Source organism: Paenibacillus sp. PL91, assembly GCF_012935325.2.
GTDB lineage: Bacteria > Bacillota > Bacilli > Paenibacillales > Paenibacillaceae > Pristimantibacillus.
Genome location: NZ_JABBYG020000005.1, coordinates 416321 through 438122, shown reverse-complemented (window position 1 = coordinate 438122; position 21802 = coordinate 416321). Strand labels below are relative to the sequence as shown.

Below are 21802 nucleotides of genomic sequence, written 5' to 3'. Positions count from 1 at the left end.
TTTTCATATATGCGGGATTCGTCTTCATTGCGAGCCACTCGTCTCGTTCAATTCGGATGAAGCGGCGTTTGCCGGATTGCCAAGCGCAAAATCAGCCGACACCTGCTCGGCGCTTAGCGCTAGGCTATATATTTTCAACTCATCCACCATGCCCTTAAACGGGGTATCCCAATAATTAACCCCTAAGCCAAAAACGCCGCTGCTGTCTGTGAATACATTCGGAAAGCCGGTGCCTGCGAATTTTTGAACGCCGTTCATATATACCCTTGCTTCACCGTTATTCACCGTAAATGCAACATGCGTCCATTGTCCGAGGTTCATTTTCATTCCGGCGCTTGCATCATACCAGGCTGTGCCCGACCAAAGCATCGTATCATTGTTGCTAGGACCATTTGGCACGAAACTAATCCAGCTATCATTGGTGCGAGCCCCAAAGAAAGCCGCGGTAAAGGTCGTTGTTTCTGCTGGATTCAGCCACATCGATACCGAATAGACGTTGCCGTCAATGATTCCGTCAGGCAGTCGGATGCCGGATGCACCATTTAATGCTGCTGCCGCCCCCGCAATACCTGCCTCATATGCGATGGAGCCGCCCGTATTATTTACTCGATTTCCAGTAACTGCGCCGTCAGCCGCACGCTCGAGCGAATCTCCAAGATTGCTCTCAAAAGCGTAGTGCGCAACCTTGCCGTCCGTTACATGTACCGTATAGGCTGCCGTTTTATGTCCGTCATCTTTGGCTGTAGCCGTTATGGTAGTCGTGCCGAATGCTATGCCAGTTACTTGTCCAGTCAACGCATCCACGGCAGCTATGCTGGAATCCTCGGAGGTCCACGCTAGCGCCTTGTTGGCGGCATTTGCGGGCATAACTGCAACCTGTGGCGTAAAGGCGGTACCGATCGCTATCGCTTTCTCCGCAGTACTAAGCGAAATCGCCGTTACGAGCACCGAAGAATCAGGCTCGCCCAGAGCTAGCCATCCAATCTTCTCCGCGTCTAACGCCATGTCGTAGATTCGAACCTCGTCAATGAGCCCCTTATACGGGGTGTCCCAATAGTTGACACCAAGCGCGAATACGCCTTGTTTGTCTTTAAAAACATGAGGCATGCCTGTTCCCGCATATTTCTGAACGCCATTAATATATACCTTTGCATCGCCGTTTTGAACGGTAAAGGCAATATGCGTCCATTCGTCCAAATTGATTTTGACGCCGGTTGCAGCGTCGGACCATGCTGTTCCCGACCAAAGCATCGTATTGTTTTTTGCAAAATCATGGCCTCTCGGCAAAAAGCTAATCCAGCTCTCCATCGTCTGAGCGCCAAAGAAGGCTGGTGCAAGATTCGCAGCCTCTTCCGGGTTCAACCACATCGATACCGTATAATCGTTTGTCGAAATCAAGCCCTCAGGCAGCAGCACACCAGTTGCGCCGTCAAAGCTTGCCGCTTTGCCCTTCCCAGCGGCACCGGCAGCAAATGCGATTTGCCCGCCTGCTTGATCAATCTTATTTCCTGTCACTGCTCCTGCAGCGGAATGACCCGTAAATTCTTCGAGATTGTCCTCAAAGTTATACTGAGCAACCAACCCATCCGCTAAAACACTTTCGTTTTTCTGCTGAACGATTAGAGTAAACGTCTTGGATGCTGAAGCCGTTCCAAGCGTAATCGTTGCCGTTAATTGCACGGTCGCATTTCCCTCGCCGTATGCCGGCCTTGTTACAGCTCCGCTAGCCGAAACGATAGCCGGGTTTGAGGACTCCCATACGATCGGCCAATTGCTTGCAGCCTCGCTAGGCAGTGAAATAGGATTGAAAATACGGCTCGTATCGCCAAGCGTTAATAGATTCACCGCATTTGTTACAATTTCCTGGTCAGACAGCATGGCAAGCTGACTCCCCCATACCGCAGTACCTTTGCCTGACAAAACGCTGAATGCCATCACATAAGATTGCGTCGTAGAATCCCATTGCCGAACAAACACGCCTTTGTACGTGGTTGGAACGACTGCTTCACCACTACCTTCATTAACGGTAAGCTTGGCAAAATAATCGCCATCCAGCTCCCAAGTACCGGTTGCCGCGCCCGTAATGGTACCGTCCGCTTCCAGCTTTACGTGTACAGAGGGCTTAATATCCTTCGTAATCTCTTTCCCGTGATTCATGTAATGATAGTCGCCTACGACGTCGCTTTCTGATATTTTCGCAATCGTCTCTCCATTGTAGCGATGGGGAGCGACAACCGGCCATCCATCCTGATTCATGAACATTTGATGGACGCGAACCTCATGGCCTTCCCCGCGGAACGGAAACCGGCTGTGGAAAATATTGAACCACTTGCCCGTTGCTTCGTCCAAATAGGTCGAGTTATGACCAGCAGATACATAGCCGTAAACCGGAAAGTCCGCTTCGCCATTTAAGTTGCTAAACATAAAGTTTCCGAACAGCTTCACGCCAAATGGCGCAATCGCATCATCCTTAAAGAAAGAGCCGGCAGGGCCATGGGCGTTGATCATATCCTGGCCTTCGTAATCCACATAAGGACCATCCGGGTTTAAGGATCGCGATACCCGCATATTGTAGCCGCCTACCGCATCAAGGCCACCGAAGGTGACGAATAAATAATAGTAGCCATTGGCCTTATTATATTGAATGTACGGCGCCTCGATCCTGCTGTGATTTTGCCCCATCAAGCGTTTTCCGTAGCCTTGATTCTCTAGCGGGAAGCCCGTCTCGGGGTTCATCTCCAAAATATAAATGCCTCCGGAATACGAGCCGTATACCATCCACAGCTTGCCATCCTTATCGAAAAAGGTATCTGGATCGACGACATTCGGATGCTTGGTGCCATTATAAGCAGTTCCGTCTGCGCTGATGCCTTTGCCTGATTTCAAGAAGATGCCTTTATTGACATAAGGTCCTTCTATGCTATCCGCTACTGCAATGCCCATCGCCGAGAGCGGCTGATCTCCTTTGCAAGCATTGTAGTACATATAAAACTTGCCGTCGGCAAGCTGAATGACATCTGCAGCCCAAAGCGTATCCGTTTCCGCCCAGCCAAACGCTTCAGCCAGTTCTTTTTTGACATCGCTCTCCGCGCTCTTGAAGAGCTTGTTCGTGTCGGTTACGCCCGAGTCGATGAGCGACCAGCTCATGAGATCATTTGATTTGGCTGCCGCCAAATGGGAACCAAACACATAATAGGTGCCGTCTGTTTTTATAACGGATGGATCATGCACCGATACGTTTTGAAACACAGGAGCTGGAGCCGTTGTCGGCTCTGGCGTTTCTGATGGTGCTGTTGTTGGTGCTGTTGTTGGCGCAACCGTTGGTTCCGGCGTCGCCGCAGGACCTGAAGGGTTAGATATGGAAGGAGCAGTATCACGCTCTATTTTTGCTCCGTTTGCCGAATCGCTTATCACTTTCCCTTTGCCAACGACGTTGATCTTGCCGTCAAATGAAATGACGATATCCTTGATTTCGGAAGCCTCTTCGACGTGCAAGGCGGCTTTTTGCGCCACGATCATTTTATTAATGATCCCTTTTAGGAGATGAATGGCAGGAGCAGATAAGGCCTGTACATCCACTTGCTCAAAGCTGCCTGAAAGATCAACCGTAGCGTTTGCTCTCATTTCCTCCTCAAGGATTACTTTCCCGAAACCCGCGCCAGTTAACGCTGCATCCTCCTCTAGCTTGACGCCGGATAGGACGAACACTTGACCGACCGTTGTTTTGCCTTGCGTAACAACCCGGAGCTTGCCATTCTTCTTATCGACAAATAGCTGCGCAATATCCGAGTCATTTACTTTAATGCTGTTCTCTCCGCCGCCGAATACATGCAAAGCACCCTTCACCGTTACGTTGTCCAGCACAACATCGCCTTCGGCTATCCCTTCCGATAAATACAGATTGCCTTCGATTTGCGTATCCTTCAACGTAATATTTGCTTTATTGATGACTATATTACGGGTGATGACATCTGAATAAGTGCCTTCCTCTGTCAAAATCTCGCCGGAAATATTGTTTACGAGGCGAAGCGCCTCTGCTCTTGTAATCTTTTTCGTTGGTTTAAAGGTCTTGTCCTCGTATCCTTCGATGTAGCTCTCATTTACTAATGTATCTACAGCGACCTTGCTCCAAGCAGGCAGCACTGCTAGATCGGTAAGAGCGCTTTCATGATTTACTGTGCTTTTCAACCTGAACGCTCTGAACAACATAACCGCTGCCTCTTGGCGAGTGATCAAACCGTTCGGACGGATCGTTCCATCGCTGTAGCCGGTTATGTATCCTGCTGCCAACGCTTTCCCCATTTCCTTAAAAAAGGCGCTTGATGCGGGTACATCCGAGAACGATACCTCTTGCTCTTCAACAAACCGGAATACGCGATTGATCAACGTTATAAATTCCGCGCGGCTAATCGCCTGATTCGGCTTGAAAATACCGTCGCCATAGCCTTTAATCAGTTGTTTATTCTGCCAAACGTTAAAATCCTTCTCAGCCCAATGCCCATATACATCGGAGTACGTGCTGCTTGCAGCTGTCATCTCTTGCTTGCTTATTGCTTCTCCAGTTTCCACATCAGCCGCCATAACCAATTGCGCAGGCAACAGCAAAACGAATGCAAGAGCGATTGCTATTAATTTGTTAAATGATTGATTCACCACGTTTGTCCCCTTCCGATTCAAACCTACACTCGTTTTAAAATACGGTTATTAAATTAAATTGCGTGAATATTTTACACAACCTCCTTCCACAATTGTCCGACTCCAAAAGAGCGCTTTCATTTCACGAAATCAAAATGAATCTTACCATTCCCGACTTCAACTCTTTTCGCAACCTCGAAATCCAAAAACATTAGTAGCAGTTTAAAGAATATTTTTATTAACTGATTACTAATAATGTTAATTATTATATTGTAACGACAGTTCTCACTTATCGTCAATAACAATTTCGCAATGAGAATAGGCTAATCCCAAGCTATATAGTAACTCCAATTATTTTTGCAACAAAAAAAGACGCCAACGACATTTACGCCAGCATCCCACTCAAACCATATTTTCGAATAAGTATATTAATTAATAATTGCATTAACAATGTCTCCGTTTAGAAGCTCCCTCTTCCTAATGCGTGTCAGCCATCGGCAAAATGCCATATTCGTCATTTTTGACCTTTAGCCAGCTGTCCCCGCGCCCTTCCGCGTATACACTGTCCTTCCGTTTGCACGCGACACCTTCAAGATCAGAGCGCTTGACGAGATCAAATAAAGCTCTGCCATTCGTGTCTACGAACAGCATCTTCTTATAGTAAGCATTATCCTCCAAAATAACGTTAAGCAGCCTCTTTCGCTCAAGCAGCGGCGTGTCCCTCAGATCAACCCCGTTATAGAAGAGAATATCGAATACAAAAAACTTCACCGGCGTTGTATGCCTGGCATCCCGAATACGGGGCTGTTTCTTTAACCGGAATCGTTCCTGCAGCGTATCGAACTCTATTGCTCCCGTGTGCGGATTTACATAAGCAACCTCGCCGTCTAACACGACATCGGCGGGCTTTCTCAAAGGAACATTATGTAGTTCGGGATATTGCTGCGTAATTTCGTTAAAATGCCTCGTATATAATTTCGCTTTGCTTGCCATAAAGGAAAGCTGCAGCCGATGTCCGTCAATAATCGGTTCAAATATATAATTTTCATCATCAAAAGGCTTCTCATACCTCGTCATGAGCATAGGCTTCATAAACATAACGCCGCCTCCTTCCGTCTAACCATTTTAGCACGGACTCATTCTGAAAATAGGCGGTAAATTTAGGTGCAATTAGCGAATAATCTCTTCAAAGGTTCCGCATAATAGGACCAAGAAGGAGGCTGAGAAAAGATGGCAAACCGTACAAATCAACTTCTTATACCGCAAGCGCGCGCAGCGCTCGACCAGCTTAAATTTGAAGTTGCTCAAGAGCTTGGCATTCAACTTCCGCAAGACGGCTATTACGGCAATATGACTACACGCGATATGGGCTCCATCGGCGGTTTAATTACTCGCCGGCTTGTTCAAATGGCTGAGCAGCAGCTCTCAGGTCGTCGTTAACTTTCACATAAATAAGCGCCGAGTTAGCTAAATGGCTGACTCGGCGCTTATTTGTTTGAATCTCGCTAATCTTTTTTTGCAAATAAATGCTTAACGCGTCAAGGGGAACTTCCCTTATGCAGCAAAAGTCGGTAAAATGGGATAGAGTTGTCCCGTTGTACCGTTACATAATGTAAACAAACGAATTCCATAAAAGAAAGGAATATTCCAATATGATTATTCAACCGAAAACGAGAGGCTTCATTTGTACTACTGCACATCCGGAGGGCTGCGCGCAGCAAGTGCAGCGCCAGATCGATTATGTCCAAGCACAGCCAGCTATCGAAGGACCGCGCAACGTGCTAGTCATTGGTGCCTCAACGGGCTATGGCCTCGCTTCCCGCATCGTATCCTCTTTTGCGGCAGGCGCTAACACGATCGGCGTTTACTTTGACAAAGCAGCTGAGGGCGCACGTACGGCATCGGCCGGCTGGTACAATTCCGCTGCTTTCGAAGAGGCAGCAGCCGCTGCTGGCCGTAAATCCTACAGCATCGTTGGAGATGCATTTTCCGACGAAATTAAAGCGAAAACGATCGACCTTATTCGCACCGAGCTTGGACAAATTGATTTGGTCGTGTATAGCGTCGCTTCCCCGCGCCGCACACACCCTAAAACTGGTGAAACCTTCGCTTCCGTTATTAAGCCGCTTGGCGGCACGTATACGAACAAAACCGTTAACTTCCACAGCGGTGAAGTGACGCAAGCGACAATCGAGCCAGCTACTGAGGACGAGCTGCGCCAGACCATTGCGGTTATGGGCGGCGAGGACTGGCAGATGTGGATTGACGACCTTCAGAATGCAGGTGCGCTAGCTGAAGGCGCAACAACAGTTGCTTATTCCTACATCGGACCTGAAATTACGCATGCAGTCTACCGCGAAGGCACGATTGGCGCAGCCAAAAACGACCTTGAAGCGACAGCCCAGCGCCTAAATACACAGCTTAGCTCAAATGGCGGCCGCGCTTTCGTATCCGTCAACAAAGCACTGGTAACGCAATCGAGCTCGGCTATTCCAGTCGTTCCGCTCTATATATCCGCGCTATATAAAGTCATGAAGGAAAAAGGCATTCACGAGGGCTGCATTGAGCAAATGTATCGTCTGTTCTCCGAGCGTCTGTATGGCCAAGGTGAAACGCTCGTTGACGAGAAAGGGCTTATCCGTGTCGATGATTGGGAGATGAGACCAGAAATCCAAGCTGAGGTTGCAGAAGTATGGGCTAAGCTATCTACGGAAAATGTGTATGACCTATCCGATCTTGAAGGCTATCGTCGTGAATTTTTCCAGCTGTTCGGCTTTGAAACAGACGGCATTAATTACGAGGAAGACGTGAATCCAGAAGTAAACATTGCTAATCTCCGTTAATTCGTTGAAAAGCCACCACGAGCATGAAAACCGCTTGTGGTGGCTTTTTCTGTTTTAATGCTCCGCTCGTTACTGCAATAAAAAAAAGCCCTTAACCGAAGTTAAGGGCTCTTCATTTAAATACTACAGTTTTACAACGTTTTCTGCTTGTGGTCCACGGTTGCCTTGAGTTACGTTGAACTCAACGCGTTGACCTTCGTCAAGGGATTTGAAGCCTTCGCCTTGAATTGCGGAGAAATGTACGAATACATCGTTGCCGCCTTCCACTTCGATAAAGCCAAAACCTTTCTCTGCGTTAAACCATTTCACTGTACCTTGTTCCATTATAAAAACCTCCAATAATTTTTTTAACATGTTTTTTCCAGAAAAACTAAAAATCACACATTGAAAAAGATATCATCATACAAATGACAACCTTTTCAATATGTGAATTCAAGGTTAAATTTGTTGTTTGTATTGATAATATACCATAGGCATTTACAATACGCAAGTGCCTTTTCGAAATAACGATTAATTTATCTGCTCCCCGCCTCAAAATGGCATAATAGCAGTCTTTATAGGTAATCATATAGCCTAATGGCAATCACCACAACCAACTATCGAGGAGTCTGTTCAATGAAAAAGTACATTGTAATTGCTGCATTGTTAATGCTCGCTGGCTGTTCGAACGATCATAACGCTGCAAACAAGCAGTCCGCCCTTTCTGAATCGCAAAGAAAAACAACGACGATTCACTCGGTACCAAATGTAACGCAAGCCTCATCTGTTGCAACCCCTCAAGCAGGAAAGTCATCCATTACGATGAAAAAAAATAATCATGCCATTCCAAAATGGATATCCGGCAATCAGGATCCGATTGATTATGCGCCTGAGCAACCTGCAACTTCGCTTGAGTTTGACCAGAAAGTGCTGCAAATCGTAAATGCCGAGCGTTCCAAGGCGGGCTTAAGCTCCCTAAGCATGGACAGCAATTTGTCTAAAATGGCGATGGTCAAGGCGCAGGATATGATCAACAATCAGTATTTTGACCATAACTCCCCAACCTACGGATCGCCGTTCGATATGATGAAAAAGTTTCAAATTACGTATAACGCCGCAGGCGAAAATATCGCTAAAGGCCAGCCTACTCCCGAGCAGGTCATGAACGACTGGATGAACAGCGAAGGCCACAGAGCGAATATTTTGAGCGGCAGCTTTTCGAAAATCGGCATCGCCTATTTCAAGGGCGCATGGGTCCAAGAATTCACCGGTTAATTATGCGAATATTATCATAGCTCTCCGATGTAACATCTGAATTGATTCAATTAAAAAAGATCAGCCCTGCTGGAATTCCCAGACAGGCTGATCTTTTTTAATTATACCTTCTGTTTCAAAATATCACTTAATGCTGCGATCAACAAATCATTCTCTTCTGGCGTCCCTATCGATATCCGTAAATGCAGGGGCAATCCCCATGTGTTTGCTAGACGAACGATAATCCCATTAGCCATCAATTGCTTATATATAGATTCCGATTGCTCGCCTACCTTCACCAGCACAAAGTTGCTCATGCTCATTGTATAGCTAAGTCCCAGCTGCTGGAATGCAGCATACAGACGCTCACGCTCCTCTATAACTAGCGTTTGCGAACGCGTTACATGCTCCTCGTCCCCAGTAGCAGCGATTGCTGCTGCCTGTGCCAAAGCGTTAACGTTGAACGGCTCTTTGACCTGCAGGATGCTTTGAATAATCGCTTGCGGCGCTGCCCCGAAGCCTACACGAATTCCGGCAAGACCGTATATTTTCGAAAAGGTTTTCAAGACGATTAGCGGGTAGCCCGCTCTCACAAATTCAACCCCATCCGAATAATGCTCCGCCGTAACGAAATGGCTATAAGCGGCATCTAGCACAACCAGCACCCGTTTCGGAAGGGAATCGAGCAGGTGCTGCAGCTCCTTTTTGGACAAAATCGTGCCGGTTGGATTATTTGGAGAACATAAATACACCATTTTGGTCCGTTCCGTCACTGCTGCAAGGATAGCATCCGAATCGTATTGAAAATCTCCCTTGAGCGGTGCTACTATCGCCTTAGCCCCCATCAGCTGGGCTCCAAATTCATATTCGCTAAAGGTAGGACCCGGTACGATAATCTCATCGCTCGCATCCAAAAAAGTTTCTGAAATAAGCGTAATCAGCTCATCCCCGCCATTGGTCACTATAACTTGCTCTTCCGCTAGCTCATAACGGCCTGCAATTGCTTGCTTCAATTGTATAGATTGAGCGTCTGGATAACGGTGGAGATCTGTTAATGCAGCCTGCATAGCCTCTACCGCTTTAGGAGAAGGCCCGAGCGGATTCTCATTGGAGGCGAGCTTAACAACCCGCTCCAAGCCCAGCTCCTTCTGCACCTCCCAGATCGGCTTTCCAGGGGAATAGGGCTTCATTTGTGTTAGTTCCTTACGTGCTTGTATCACGATTTCTTCACTCATTAATAGGATCACCTTCATAGACGTAATTAAAAAACTTTAACACAATAATACATTAACTCTTTGGCGCAGTAAAGAGTTAATGTATAACGAATTTTCTGCTTTTTAAATGAACGCTTTCCACTCCATAATGAAAAAAGGAAGGCAGCCTTCACAGGCGCCTCCCTCGTTACTTCACTTGCAATTAAGACAATGGTTGAGCAGGAGCTGGATGAGCCTCAATATAAGCTAGCGCATTAAAGATAAGCTCCGCTGCATCCGCGCGGGAAATGCTCTGCTGTGGTTTAAAGTTGCCTTCGTTATCCAGAGCAGCAATGCCAAGCGCAAGCGCGCGTTGGATAGAGCCGTCATATTCAATCGATAGATCAGCCTGATCGCCAATCTCAACCGGCATGATTTTGATCATCGGCAAATTGCTGTGCAGCTCAATCGCTAAAATAAGCTGATGCGTAAACTGTTCTTTTGTCCAAGTCTGATTGGGGTCAAGATCCTTGGGAAGATCCATGTTATTGTTCGCGGCGATGATTAAAGTGTCTGCGTACCAAGCGGCATTATCCGCTTTTTCAAAATAATCCGTCGCCTTAGGCTCTTTAACAAATCGGATCAAATCCATATTCAAATCGAGAGCATTCACAATGAGCTTAATGCCTTGTGCCGCTGTCAGCGTTGCATCCGGGGAAAAACGATCGCTGCTGACGCCATTCACCAAGCCTCTCTCTTGAAGGGAGGAAATTTTATCTTTAGCTGCTGCATTCGTAAGATCTGTAAACGTTGATGTCGCGGCAAAGCTTTGTCCAGCGATCGAAAGGGATAGAACAGCAGTAGCGGCTAATGTAACCAGTTTGAATTTTGCAGTCATCGTTGTCACCTCATCTAGTTTTTGGAACGTTCCTTCCTCATAGACGAGCCTCAAAATAAAAGGTTGCAATCTTACTTACCTTTTTTTATAAACTTTATAAATACCTCAAAAAAAGAGTTCCTTTACTGAAGAAAAAGGCGCTAGCTGACCAATGCTCGGTCACTAGCGCCTAGTTGCTTGTTATGCCTGTTCTTCGCTGCTGTCAGCCAAAAAATCAATCATCGAGCGCGCTTGGACTTTGCCAGCGGCTGCCGGCTTGCTCATTTTCTCGCTGCTTTCGCGCAAACGGAATTCTACCGTCTTCGCGACGCCAGGGATAAGATCAAAGAAATTGTCGGAGAACATGCCTTCCCCCTCTGCAGTTAGCCACACTTGCTTCAGCAGAGCATCCGCCTCCAGCGAGAACGCCGTGCCATTGCTGCCTTCTACTTCGTTGATGCGAATCGTGCCTGCTGTCAGCTTCTGCTCCTTCGCCTTGACGAAATAATACGCTTTGCTATCCACTAGCCGGCCGTCCTGCTCAAGCTCTGCGTACAATACAATGCTGCCTGCCTCATGGCCATCCAGCCACTCCTGCTCATTAATTGAGCTGACGATAGCCGCACTATTGCCCGCCACTTCAACCTTGCTCGACACCTGCTTGATCAAAGTGCCGGCAAAATCGTACAGCGTCAACCGAAGGTCCCCGGAAATCGGCGCAAGCAAATCGGTTACAACATGCACGTTAACCTTACCGTCATCCGTTTTGTCAAACGATAGCAGCGTGTCGGCAAAGCTTCTTTTGGCATAATACTGCATCGCTTTCCACTTGCCGTAATAATCCACGCCAGCCCAAGAGGCAACCGGCCAGCAATCGTTCATTTGCCAGTAAAGCGTCCCCATGCAATACGGCATGCTGCGTCTATGCGCTTCAATCGCCATCTTCATTGCCTCAGCCTGCAATACTTGGCTCATATAGAGGAAGGAGCTGAAATCCTTCGGCTCGTTCATATAAATATCCATGTATTCCTTAATGAGACGATTGCCGTCGCCGTTCTTCTGATGCGCCCGCATAACCTTTGAATCAAGCGCCAAATCCTGCTCCGTCGCAAACGTCATGACCGTATCATATTCAGGAAACGACTGGAAGCCGTATTCGCTCATGAAGCGACCGATTTTGACATTGTAGTTCTCGAACGGCTCAACCGCATGCCAAACACCCCAATAATGGACATCTCCCTCGGTGGAGAGCGGATGCGCATGCTGGTTAATGTCTCCCGAAAGCGAGATTAGCGGTGAAGACGGCCAATATTGTGTTCCCGGCGCATGCGCCGTAACCGCGTCGGCTAAAATGTCATGGAATATAGTCTCGTAGTCTGCCCATATAACGGCACGCTGCTCCTGCGTATAATCCTTCTTCCAGCCCCAGCCGCCATTCTCGTCATACTGCGCCCAAGCGGAATCAATCTCGTTATTGCCGCACCACAGCACGATAGAAGGGTGATTGCGCAGACGCTTCACGTTCTCTTCCGCTTCCATGCGAACATTATCGAGGAATGCCTTGTCGCCGGGATACATGCTGCATGCGAACATAAAGTCCTGCCACACCAATATGCCGTACTCATCGCATAGCTCGTAAAATACTGACTGCTCGTATATGCCGCCGCCCCACACCCGAAGCATATTCATATTGGATTCCGCTGCCGTAACGATTTCATGCCTGTAGCGCTCATCCGTCACTTCCGTAATGAAGCTGTCATTCGGAATATGGTTGGCGCCTTTCGCAAATACAGGCACACCGTTAAGCTCAAAATAAAAGGTTGCCCCTACCGCATCCTTGTCTCTTACTAAGCGAACAGAGCGCAAGCCGGTGCGTACGGATTTGGCTGCGATTGACTTCTCTTCATGCAGCAGCTCTGCTGTAAAGGTGTACAAATGGGCATCGCCAAGTCCTCTGCTCCACCATAGCTTCGGCTGCTCGATAACGATTGGCATCTCAATGACATTAACGCCCTCTGCCAAATGAGCCTCTTGCTCCCACGCTTGGCCGTCCGCGCCCAGTCTCACCAAGCCGCTCCACGCGTGCTCTGATTCTATTTCTACGCTAACCGTTAGGCTAGCTTCCGATGCCGAAACCTGGTCCTGCTTAACATAAACGTCATTTATTTTGATGTCAGACCAGCCCTCGAGCCTAGCTTCGCGCCAAATGCCGCTAGTGACGAACCTCGGGCCCCAATCCCAACCATAATGATAAGGCGCTTTTCTTGCGAAAATGCTAATCTTCTGCGCGCCAAGCCCTCCGAGCTCAGATTGATCATTCGAAGCCGGCAGATTATAGCCCAGCTTCTCGATTTTCGGCAAATCCTCTTGGACGGGCGAGCGGAATTTGATCAGCAAAATATTGGCTTTAGCCGTCACAACCGATTTTACATCTGCCTTCCACGTTCTAAACATATTATCGGCGGACAACACATGCTTGCCGTTCACATAGACGTCTGCATACGTATCGAGGCCATCGAATACCAGCTCAAGCGAAGAGGCTTTATATAGCTGCTCTTCCACGTCAAAGCGCGCTTCATATTCCCAATCGATTTTGTCGATCCATTGCAAATCATGCTCATTAGTCGCATAGAAAGGATCTTTGATGACGCCATTTCGCAGCAGGTCTGTATGTACGCAGCCCGGAACGATTGCCTCCAACCACTCATTATCCTTGCACGCCTTAAATTTCCAATTGTTCAGCACTTGTTTTGTTTCTCTCATGTCGTCCTCCTGAAGGGTTATGTCTTCCTATCGCTTGTCACTCTTCTATCTCTGCATCTTTTTTCATTCCGAATAAGTTTGGCAGTTCGTCAAGTGTTATAACGTCTGGATGATTGTATATTTTGTTTAAAATCTGCTCGCTGTTATGCTTCCCTCCGGTCAAATATTCACCTTCCCAAGTGACGAACCAGCTCCAATTCGCTCCATAGGCTTTCATTAGATCCGGATCGGGGATTGAACCGTTTTCGGTTAAAGCTACCAGCTTTTTGTCATTGACGAGCGCAACGAGGTTATCAAAGTGATTGCTAACCGGTGAATGATCACCTGGCGGCGGATAGCTGTCCACGCTTACGATATCAACCACATCGTCACCAGGATACCATTCCGGCTGCACAGAATTCCACACCCAAATCAAATTGTTCAGTCCATGCTTGTTGACGAGCCGATCATACAATAGCCGGTAAAGCTCTTTCGCCGGTTCAGGCCCTTTCGCTCCCCACCAGAACCATCCGCCCTCCGCTTCATGCAGCGGCCTGAACAGCACGGGTACCTTCGCATCATTTAATCTTTTGAGCTGCTCCGCAATGACATCGATATCCGATAGTAGAAGCTTGTAATCCACCGATTCGTGATGGCTTAACGTTTGCTCCAAATCAAAGGTTACCGAATCGGTATAAAAGCCCCGCCACCACTCTTTTCCCTTCTCGTCCATTACGCCGGAAGGGGCATTCCAATGCCAGAGGAAAGTTGTAATGCCCCCCTGCTTATGCCATCCCAGCGCCTTCTCCACTTCATACGAAATGGCTCCATGCTCAGCTCTTGTAGGTGAGTAATCAATTAGGTCAAATCCGACCATTGCCGGTTTCTTGCCGGTCTTCTTCTCAATCCAGTCTACGTTTTCAAGCTCCGTCTGACCTGATAGCATCGACTTCCCGTAGCTTTTCACCAAATAATTCATTAGCTGCTTCGCTTCCGCAGAAGCATTTGGATTAACTAATCGATTGGCAACTTTATGCTTTGCTGCCGGCTTCGTTTTTTGCAATTTGATATAGTCGATATCGTAGTAGCCCCAGCCGCGCGTAAGACTAATACGGTTTACGCCCTTGTTTAGGAGCATTTTTCCCGCCTTAAGCTCTATAAATGATTGGTTAGACTCCAATGCCAAATCGCCGTGCGGATTATCGTTTAACGAGAGACCCGCCACTTTATTTCCATTTGGAGCACGATAGCTGACCCACACATCGTAAAGCGCTGTTTTTGGCGCTTCAGCTTCAATCATGAGCAGATCGTCCTCATCAGTAAAGCCGGTCACGAAGCCAGAGCCGGAGAACCCGTCAGCTCCTTGCGAAACGTTCGTTCCGCTTAGCTGCCCATCCTCCGCCTCATAAATGGCGAATGGCGGTTCCTTTTTTGCGTTGAAGGCTAGTCCAAACCAGAAGCCCGAGCCCACAACCGCTAGCAAGGTTACAGCTGCTGCGCCTATAACCATTTGCTTTCTATTAATGATCACCGTATAATGCCTACCTTCGCCAATCGAAAATTGGTGCCTGTACAATTGGCGCGATTGCCATGTATCACCTCAAGCTCGAAGCGATGAGAGCCACCGGCCCAATCGTCTCCAAAGCAGCTAAGCCGATACCAGCCGTCCTCCGCCAACCACGACGGACGCTCTCGCTCCGAGGTCAGCCATTCACCTCCGTCTATTCGATACCGAAACTCTGCGGAGCTTCTGCCAAAGTCGAAGCCAAGCGCGAGGCCTCTTCCCTCGAAAGAGAACGAAAGACCCGCTCCGACAGCCGAAGTCTCCAAAACATGATCGATCCATTCTAGGTGAGGCCATCTGCGTACGGCCCAAGGGCCGCTCGTCTGCACTTGATCGAAGGAAAGGGCATACACATCGTCCCAGCACTTAACATCAAGAGGCTCTGGAAGACTTGCTTCCTGCCTAGCTTCCTTCGTATCCGATTCCATTAATTCCTTTGTCAGATACGCGATGACGCTTTGGCCATAGCTTAAGCTTCCTCTGCTCGTCGGGTGAAGTCCATCCGGCAGCCACTCTTCAAAGCGCAGCCTGCCTTTCTTGACCTCCTCGAAAGCATATAGGCCCATCCATACCGACCCAATCTGATAGTATTCAGCAATACGTTCAAATTCGCTTATCGTATCGGGTACCGCACCCGACTGCATCGCATCATACATATTTTGCGAGTACGTATATACGATAACTATGTCGCGCCTACCTGCGGCGAGCAGCTGCCTAATTAAACCTTCTCTCGTACGATTGCGCTTCATAGTTGGCTCATTCTCATCATTAACCGCATATTCGATAAACACGAGATCGCAATCCGGATCGGTCAAGTCACGCTTGGCGCGGAAAGCTGCCAAATCGCTGCCGGTTGCTCCGATAGCTGCATTCTCAACCGTAATACGCGTGTTTGGATATTGCTCCGCGAGCCAGCCGATAACCGGCTCCGGCCAATTGTGGCGCGGCCTGGCATCGGTGATGGAGCCGCCGATAAAGCCGACCGTCAGGCGCCCCTCCTCGATTTTTTGCCGCGTACGCTGCAGCTTGTTTCTGTGGTTCCAAATCGACAACGTCATGGATAACGCACTCCTCGATAAAGGTTTAGGCTTTGCTGCTATACGTTACTCTCGCAGCTTATAGCTCTTAAGATTTGGCAGCTCATCCTTTGTAAGAGAGAAAGGGTGATTGTAAAATTTGATCAGCTGCTCCCTCTCCGTATGCTTCTCGGCATATACTCTGCGGCCATCTATCGTATCGTAGACAAATTCGCCATACCATGTACAATTCCATGCCCATAGCGCATTATCCTTTAGCATCAAATCAGGGTCAGGTATCGCACCATTTTCCGACAAGGTGATGATTTTGTTCATTTTCGTATAGGACTTCGCCGCGGCAAACCTCTCCATCTGAGACTCGTAATTTCGCTCGGGAGGATAAATATCCTCGCCGATAATATCGACGTACTCATCACCCGGATACCAGTCTGCGTGCTGGCCATTCCACACCCAGATCAAATGATTGAGCTTATGCAAGTTCGTCATCCGGTCATACATCAGCTTCCAAAGCCGAATGCACGGGTCAGCCCCCTTCGCTCCCCACCAAAACCAGCCTCCCGACGCTTCATGCAGCGGTCTCCATAACACGGGCACGCCAGCAGCTTGAAGCCGCGCAAGCTCAGCAGCAATTGCGTCAATGTCTCTAATAAGCAGCTGGTAATCCTCCGACTCCTCATCGTCCATCGCTTTCTTCACGTCAAAGGTCGTCGCCTTCGTATAGAAGCCGCTGCCCCATGTTCGGTCCGGCGGCAAATCGATCAAATCCTTAGGGGCATTCCAGTGCCAGCAGAAGGTTACGATACCGCCGCTTTGCCACCAATCGATGGCAATGTCCGTATCGGAGCATGTTGCCCCTCGCTCCGTTCGCGACGGTGAATAGTTCATGAAATCAAACCCATAAACGGCTGGGCATTTCCCAGTAACCTCATGTAAAATATCAAGCTCAGGTGTCGACACTACGCCGATTTGCTGCCCGGTCAATATCCGGGTTCCATAGATGTCGCACAAATACGTCATCAGCCTTTTGGCGTTATCATCCGCATTTGGATTAATGAGCTTCGGCTCCACTTTAAATGCTGACTTCTGCTCTACATTCCACATCTATGGTCTCTCCCATTCTTGTTACAGTCTATTTATATTTGAAAGACCTTATGAATCAGGCTGCTAGCCGATAATGCCGCTGCGCTCGACGCTCTCCACAAAGTAACGCTGAACGAGCAAATACAGCAAAATGAGCGGGATAATGGCGAGCAAAATGCCAGTGTCAATAATCATGGCCACATGGTTCGGATCGGCCTTCACGTTTGCGCCGCTTCCAACGCCAAGCAAGAGCGGAATGAGCTGATTCGCCTGGGCGGATAATGAAGCGACCTTCAGCGGCATCAGCTGCGTCTCGCTCATGAACAGCGATGTGAAGAAGGTGTCGTTATACTGCCAGACGAAACAAAACAATACGACCGTCAGCATAGGCGGCACCGCGTTCGGCAGCATAATGCGCAGAAAGGTCTTTACCCCTCCAGCGCCATCGATGAGCGCCGCTTCCTCAATTTCCTTCGGCATCCCTTTAAAGAACTGGCGGAAGATATAGATAAACAATCCTGCCTTCAGCCCGATCGCGGTCGCCGAGGTAATGACGGAGGGCCAATACGTATTCAATAGATTCACGCCGTCTTTTCCCGTAAAAAGCTTCACGAGCCCCAGCAGGTCAAAGCTTCTGAAATGAAGGTACATCGGCACCATCAGCGTGCTCGTCGGAATAAGGATCGTCAAGATGACGAGCGCGAACAGCACATTGCTGCCCGGGAATGAGAAGCGCGCAAACCCGTACCCGGCAAGGGCGCAGGAGGCGGCTGTCAGCACGGTCGTTACGACAACAAAAAGCAGCGTGTTGCCGAGCAGCGGGAAATAGTTCAAAATCTCCATCGCCATCTTGATGTTATCGAGCGTAAAATGAACGGGCACCATGTAGATCGTCGGATTGTATATATCCTCTTTGGCTTTGAAGGCGACTGAAAATTTCATCAGCAGCGGATAAATAATAATGAACGATATCCCGATCACAAGCGCATACCGAAAGATCGAATAGAGCAGGTCGACCGTTTTGTTTCTCGCTTTTTGCATCCGATACTTATTCTCCTCATTGCGCACGGCCTGAGAAGCTTCCATAAGCTGTTTCCTCCTTTGCTAGATACTTAGTTGTAGTGGACTCTTCTTGATAGAACGACGCCGATTACAAGCAAGACCATGCTGACGATTAGCGTATAAACCCATGACATCGCGGAGCTTAGACCGAAGTTCTGCGTTTTGAACGCTGTCGTAAAAATCATGTCGGTAACGGCGCTGCCCGTAAAGGAGTCAATAATCGTATAAATGACATTGGTCAGTATAAGCGGGCTAACCATCGGGAACGTAATTTTCCAAAAGGATTCATACGCCGTAGCCCCTTCCATCTTCGCGACCTCATACATCGATCCGGGCACGGACTGCAGCGCGGCTAAAAAAATAAGAATTTGCACGCCGGAGCTCGTTATAATTTCATAGATTCGCGTAATGGCCTCAATAATGTAATCGATGAAAGAGAGCGGCAAGCCAACCTCGCTGAGCATCATGACCATCGACATAATGTTGTAATCCGAAGATTCGCTGCCCATCTCATTCACGACGCTCGCATCGCCAACCAGATTAATAAGTCCTGCCGACTCGGCTGCCGAGATCGCGTTCGAGGCGAGAATGACCGGAAGAAAAAAGATGGCGCGCGCGATAATTCGGCCCCGGAACTTCTGGTTCAGCAACGTTGCCGAGAAGAGGCTGAAAAATAAAATCATCGGCACGTTTAATGCCATTTCCGTAATCGATTGTGTTAATATCCGGTTGAAGTTCGCATCGATGAACAACGCTTCCTTGAAATTGGACAAGCCAACGTACTCGAGCTCATAGCCCGCCGGGGCAACCGTCAATTTGCTTAAGCTAAATTTGATCGATTGGATAAGCGGCGTTGCAAACATAAACACAAAGCCAAAGAGCCAAGGCGCGACAAAGGCGAAGCCCAGCAGCGAACGCTTCCGGCTTAAGGTCAGCTTATATCCGTTCATGGGCGCTCGCCTCCGATTCTATAATGCCCGGCTTCGACCGTATTTCCGTCAACGGCAACGGGTTTATCCGTATAGTTGACCGTGATCGTTGTTCCATTCGAATACTCCACTTTCACTACGCCCTCTTGGAGGCGCGTGTGATTGACCATTTGTTCATTTCTAACCGCTGAGAGAGCCGTATTCGCCTCCTTGTACATGGACAGCGCTTGCTCGTACCAGTCCTTGTAATACGTAGAATACATCGTATCGAATGGGGTAAACTTCAGCTTCGAAGACGGCTCAAACGTCCACGAGAAATAAGGTGCCGCGCCAAGCTCAAGCGAGCGAAGGAGCTGCTTCTTCAAATCCTGCTCATCGCTCAAATTAACCGCGCTGCCGGCGTAATCCATATAACCGTGAACGACCATTTCATAGAATGGCACTTCTTCATCTGTAATATTGAAACCGCTGGATGCTGTCGGCACATTAACAAGATGGTCTGCGTACGGCCATGCATAAGCATTCGCGCCTGTTAGCATCGTGTTCTCAATTCCTTTATCGATCGCCTCAAGCTGCTCCATGGCGATATGCTTGGCCGTTTCCCGTTGAATGACGCGGCTGACCCTATAGTCTGAGCTCAGTACGCTGCCAAGATCGCGAAGGGCTATACCCTTCATCTCGAGAGGCTCGTACTTTTTCATGAACGTATCCACGTAATAGGGAAGCTTTGCTGGTGATAACAAATAATAGGCTCCCAGTGACATATCCATCCGGTTCAAAGCCCGGTTGAACGGATACAGCTCCGCTTGCTCGCGTGTCACGAACCGCGCCGCATCGGAGGAAGGCGTAAAGCCGCCATCATCGTGATAGATATGCTGGAAGGCGACATCCGGGAACAATGTACCGCCGGCTTGCTCCAGCTGCTTAGACAATTTCATCAAATCAGACTTGCTGCCAAGCACGCTGTCCGTTTTTAATTTAACCGGCGTTTTGTGGTTGACGCCCTTGCCGAACCAGCCCGTATAGCGCATAAGCAATCGATTTACGCCGTCCCGCTTCATTTCCGCGGCCATTCGAGCAGCTTCATCAAATGTCGTCATGGAGATAACCGAGCGATACGGCACGCCTAGAAATGATTTTTGTTTATCGACTGCCCCTACGATATCAAGGTAGAAAGGGATATCCTCTCCTGCTTTCAGCGGCTCTAGCGCCTTCTCCTCTACAAGTCTATCGCGGTAAAGCTCTGCCATTCCTGAATAGCTAGCTTTATCAGGTGCCAAGAAGCTGTACCGAACCTTAATATCGCCTTGGTAAATCTCTTCGTTAAGCAGCTGAATTTCTTGAATGGTAGCACCGGTATACAGCTCAAGCTCATCCTCGCCGCGCAGAGCAAAGCTGCTGTGCACGTAGTTATAGGCATTTTTTTTGCCGCTAATGTCGGCCGCTATGCTCGCTATACCGTCTCCTTCCTCAATGACGGCAAACCATGCAGAGCTTCCTGCCTTCATGCCGAATACCGGTATGCGGGCGCTTTCGCTCACCTGTCCGCGTCTGAAGCTGTTGTCGTTCGGGTCGAAGCCGTACACCTTCTGCACATACTGCTCTTCCTTCACTTTGCCGTTGTTCAAATGAATAAGGCTGCCCGAGCCGTCCGGCACGAACATGTAGCCTTCTTGCTCCGAGCCTGCTGCGCCGAAGAAGTTGAGCAGCTCGATGCTGCGAATCTGGTAGTTCGCGCTCTCCTTCACCTGCTTGACCGGAATGGAAGCGACAAGGGAGTCTCCATCAAGACGATATTCCAATGGAATAACGAAGTTTGGCTTGGACGACTGGCTTCCTTCCCCAGCCCCGTTCTCCTCGTTGTCGTAGGCGAGATCCTCCTCGGTATATCCCGCCTTCTGGAAAGCAGCCATCATCTTGTTTAGTACTAGCTGCTTGGAGATCTGCTCATCGAGACGCTCCAAGACTTCCGGGTTCGCCGCACTCGGATAATAGCGTACGGACACGTACTTCGCTGAAGTTTCATCCAGCTTGGACAGCACCTTCTCTTCCAGACGGGCTTTGCTAATGAACTTCGGCAGCGCATCGATGCCGAGTGACATGTCGCCAATCGTATACGTAATCCGGATGCCGTTCTCAATGCTTTCGGCTGTAAACTGCTTCGCGCTGACGCTTCGGGCAAAGTTCGTAAAATTGTCCAATGTGCCGACAGTGTCCCGGAATAGCACCGTTATTTGCGAGGACAATACCTCTTTCTCGAACGCCGAGGCGATTTTGTCATCGCTCCGATTAACCGGATTGCTGTACCACACCTCGCCTTGGCGTTTATCCTTCACCGCTATTTCCGTCGTGTCCGGGCTGTAGTAGAGCGATAATTCGGAGTTGTCCGCCACAAGCTTCATGCCAGGCACGCCTGCCGACGAGTCAGACAGCACCTTCAGCTCGCTGCCAGCTTCCATGTCTATGGTTGGATTCAGATAAGCGGCTGCATCGATTGCCCGCACGCCACGATTCGTCAGCAGCAGTGTAGCGGCAAGGATAATGATTGCTGCGGCGCAGGCCAGCACCGCAAACAGCATTTTTCGTTTTCTCACGGTTGCGGCCTCC

At 48.8% G+C, this 21802-nt stretch carries 15 protein-coding genes; 3 read left to right on the top strand and 12 right to left on the bottom strand.

Annotation, left to right across the window (positions count from 1 at the left end; translation table 11 throughout):
- Positions 1 to 24: 24 nt before the first annotated feature.
- Positions 25 to 4653, bottom strand: a complete 4629-nt coding sequence (locus HI950_RS36715; RefSeq protein ID WP_169084815.1) for a LamG-like jellyroll fold domain-containing protein — start codon at positions 4651 to 4653, stop codon at positions 25 to 27.
- Between the two features lie 459 nt (positions 4654 to 5112).
- Complete coding sequence (locus HI950_RS15205; protein ID WP_169084817.1) at positions 5113 to 5733, bottom strand: ATP-dependent DNA ligase; 621 nt, start codon at positions 5731 to 5733, stop codon at positions 5113 to 5115.
- Between the two features lie 132 nt (positions 5734 to 5865).
- Between HI950_RS15205 and HI950_RS15200 the strand changes: the two genes are divergently transcribed.
- Together HI950_RS15200 and fabV are read left to right on the top strand one after the other, a co-directional pair.
- Positions 5866 to 6075 carry an alpha/beta-type small acid-soluble spore protein gene (locus HI950_RS15200; protein ID WP_169084819.1) on the top strand — a complete coding sequence of 70 codons (210 nt, stop codon included), beginning with the start codon at positions 5866 to 5868 and terminating at the stop codon, positions 6073 to 6075.
- Between the two features lie 212 nt (positions 6076 to 6287).
- Positions 6288 to 7478, top strand: coding sequence for an enoyl-ACP reductase FabV (fabV, locus tag HI950_RS15195; RefSeq protein ID WP_169084821.1), 1191 nt, complete (start codon positions 6288 to 6290; stop codon positions 7476 to 7478).
- Positions 7479 to 7601: 123 nt separating this feature from the next.
- On the opposite strand, the gene HI950_RS15190 is transcribed toward fabV, so the two are convergent.
- Positions 7602 to 7802, bottom strand: coding sequence for a cold-shock protein (locus HI950_RS15190; RefSeq protein WP_053377054.1), 201 nt, complete (start codon positions 7800 to 7802; stop codon positions 7602 to 7604).
- A gap of 291 nt (positions 7803 to 8093) precedes the next feature.
- Here HI950_RS15190 and HI950_RS15185 point away from each other — a divergent pair, with 291 nt between their 5' ends.
- The gene (locus tag HI950_RS15185) at positions 8094 to 8732 is read left to right on the top strand and encodes a CAP domain-containing protein (protein WP_169084823.1); all 639 of its coding nucleotides are present in this window, start codon (positions 8094 to 8096) and stop codon (positions 8730 to 8732) included.
- Between the two features lie 101 nt (positions 8733 to 8833).
- On the opposite strand, the gene hisC is transcribed toward HI950_RS15185, so the two are convergent.
- The 9 genes from hisC to HI950_RS15140 all read right to left on the bottom strand — a co-directional run bounded on the left by hisC (position 8834) and on the right by HI950_RS15140 (position 21789).
- Positions 8834 to 9946 carry a histidinol-phosphate transaminase gene (gene hisC, locus HI950_RS15180; protein ID WP_169084825.1) on the bottom strand — a complete coding sequence of 371 codons (1113 nt, stop codon included), beginning with the start codon at positions 9944 to 9946 and terminating at the stop codon, positions 8834 to 8836.
- 181 nt (positions 9947 to 10127) lie between these two features.
- Positions 10128 to 10802, bottom strand: coding sequence for an S-layer homology domain-containing protein (locus tag HI950_RS15175; RefSeq protein ID WP_169084827.1), 675 nt, complete (start codon positions 10800 to 10802; stop codon positions 10128 to 10130).
- A 180-nt stretch (positions 10803 to 10982) separates the two neighbouring features.
- Entirely contained in the window at positions 10983 to 13544 is a 2562-nt protein-coding gene (locus tag HI950_RS15170) for a beta-mannosidase (protein ID WP_169084828.1), read from the bottom strand.
- Positions 13545 to 13581: 37 nt separating this feature from the next.
- Positions 13582 to 15054: a glycosyl hydrolase gene (locus HI950_RS15165; protein WP_317618369.1), complete on the bottom strand. Its 1473-nt coding sequence runs from the start codon at positions 15052 to 15054 to the stop codon at positions 13582 to 13584.
- Positions 15051 to 16145: an SGNH/GDSL hydrolase family protein gene (locus tag HI950_RS15160; RefSeq protein ID WP_169084830.1), complete on the bottom strand. Its 1095-nt coding sequence runs from the start codon at positions 16143 to 16145 to the stop codon at positions 15051 to 15053. The genes HI950_RS15165 and HI950_RS15160 overlap by 4 nt, the downstream gene beginning before the upstream one ends.
- A gap of 45 nt (positions 16146 to 16190) precedes the next feature.
- Positions 16191 to 17225: a glycosyl hydrolase gene (locus HI950_RS15155; protein ID WP_169084833.1), complete on the bottom strand. Its 1035-nt coding sequence runs from the start codon at positions 17223 to 17225 to the stop codon at positions 16191 to 16193.
- A 63-nt stretch (positions 17226 to 17288) separates the two neighbouring features.
- A complete protein-coding gene (locus HI950_RS15150) occupies positions 17289 to 18245 on the bottom strand; it encodes a carbohydrate ABC transporter permease (protein ID WP_169085439.1) in 957 nt (318 codons plus the stop codon).
- A 71-nt stretch (positions 18246 to 18316) separates the two neighbouring features.
- Entirely contained in the window at positions 18317 to 19216 is a 900-nt protein-coding gene (locus HI950_RS15145) for a carbohydrate ABC transporter permease (protein ID WP_169084835.1), read from the bottom strand.
- Complete coding sequence (locus HI950_RS15140; RefSeq protein WP_169084836.1) at positions 19213 to 21789, bottom strand: DUF5696 domain-containing protein; 2577 nt, start codon at positions 21787 to 21789, stop codon at positions 19213 to 19215. Before HI950_RS15140 ends, HI950_RS15145 begins: the two co-directional genes overlap by 4 nt.
- Between the last annotated feature and the right edge of the window lie 13 nt (positions 21790 to 21802).